The sequence below is a fragment of the Streptomyces sichuanensis genome, from assembly GCF_020328095.1.
Lineage (GTDB): Bacteria > Actinomycetota > Actinomycetes > Streptomycetales > Streptomycetaceae > Streptomyces > Streptomyces cinnamoneus.
On sequence record NZ_JAIXMK010000250.1, the window covers coordinates 1 to 1,742 of the forward strand.

General features: G+C 71.2%; 1 protein-coding gene. It reads right to left on the reverse strand.

Going from position 1 to position 1,742, the window contains the following annotated elements; all coding sequences use genetic code 11:
• Window positions 1–123 precede the first annotated feature (123 nt).
• Window positions 124–1,587: a uridine transporter UriT gene (gene uriT / locus LE181_RS31705; RefSeq protein WP_225665059.1), complete on the reverse strand. Its 1,464-nt coding sequence runs from the start codon at window positions 1,585–1,587 to the stop codon at window positions 124–126.
• Between the last annotated feature and the right edge of the window lie 155 nt (window positions 1,588–1,742).

Consider the following 1,742-nt stretch of genomic DNA (forward strand, 5'->3'; position numbering starts at 1 on the left):
CTCGATGGACAACGTCAACTCCGCGTACTGATCCGGCCTGATTCGGCAGGGTCACTCGGAACGCCGGAAGGGCGGCGGAATCCCGCACGGGATGCCGCCGCCCTTCTGTGCTGCCGCGTGTGCTCACTCGTGCGCTTCGGCTGCCACCGGCTTGGGGATCAGGAAGGACGTCGCGATGGCGGCGGCCAGGATGACCACGCCGGCGATCATGCCGGCGGTGTACCCGTCGGCCGAGGCGGGGTCGTCGGGCAGGACCGCGGTCTTGACGGCGTACAGCAGGGCGAAGCTGAGGCCGGCTCCGAGGTTGAACGCACCGGCGTTCAGGCCGGGGAGGAAGCCCGGGTTCTCGGAGGGGGAGAGGACGATGCCCAGACCGTTGAGGACGATGTTCGCCACACCGGCGTACGTGATGCCCACGAGGACGGAGGTCGCGAGGAGCATGCCGTGCGAGTGGGCCGGAAGGGTGGCGATCATGAGGATGACGGACGCCACCGCTCCGACGAGACCGATGCGCAGGACGCGACGGTAGCCGTAGGTCGCGGCGAGCCGGCCGGCGAGCGGGCCCATGGCCAGTCCGGCGAGCGCGTAGGGCGTGAGGGTCCACCACGCGGACTCCTCGGCGCTCATGCCGAGCCCGGCGTCGGCGTCCTGGGCGAAGGACGGGATGAGCCCGTTCATGACGGCGAACACGCCGGTCATCGTGAGCACGGTGGTCAGCAGCGTCGCCCACGTGCCGCGCTGCTTGAGGTGACGGGTGGCGACCAGCGGGTGGCTGCTGCGGTCCTCGGTCCGCCAGAAGAGGGCGAAGGCGATCGCGGAGAGGACCACCAGACCGGCCACCATGGCCCAGCGGGCGGCCCCCAGTTTGCCGGCCTCGTTGAGCGCGATGAGGAGCGAGCCGACCGAGACGACGAGGAGGGCGACGCCCGGCCAGTCCATGCGGTCCGCGGCCGGGACCTTGGTCTCGGGCGTCAGGGTGGCGACGAGGACGGTGGCGACGGCCGCCACGGCGGCCATGGCCCAGAAGACGGACTGGAAGCCGTGGTTGTCGGCGAGGAACCCGCCGGCGAGCGAGTCGACGCCGGCGATGCCGCCGTTGACGGCGGTGATGACGCCCAGCAGGGTGCCGTACCGCTTGGGCTCGGTGACCTCGACCCGCAGCATGATCAGGCACAGCGGAACCGTCGGGCCGGACGCACCCTGGATGACACGGCCGACGAACAGCAGGGGCACGCTCTGCGCCAGGGCGGCGACGACGCAGCCCACGGCCATCAGGGCCAGCATGCCGACCAGCACCTTGCGCCGGCCGATGACGTCGCCGAGGCGGGGCAGGAACAGCGAGAACAGGGCCGCCGAGGTGAAGAACGCGGTCTGCGTCAGCCCGATCTCGGCGGACGTGGCGCCGAGGCTGTCCTCGATGCTCTTGAGCGCGGGGCTGAGCATGCTGGCGTTGAGCTGGAAGGCGATGCAGGCCGTGAGGAGCGCGGCCACCAGCACGCCCACCCGGGTGGGTCGGCCGCCCGTCGCGCCGGCGGTCCCGCCGGCGGCGCGGCGATCGGCGCGGTGGTCAGAGAGAGAAACGTTCATGCCTCGACGTCTTCGTGTGCGGCGGTCAACAGGTGTGCGGTCACAAAAAGAGCCCCTGTTCGGATGAACAGCGGCTAAAAGTACCGTCCAGGCCATTTTGCCAGCCCCGACCACCTTCTCCGCCCCGCTGCCGCCGGCCGGCCGCCCGCCGGCCG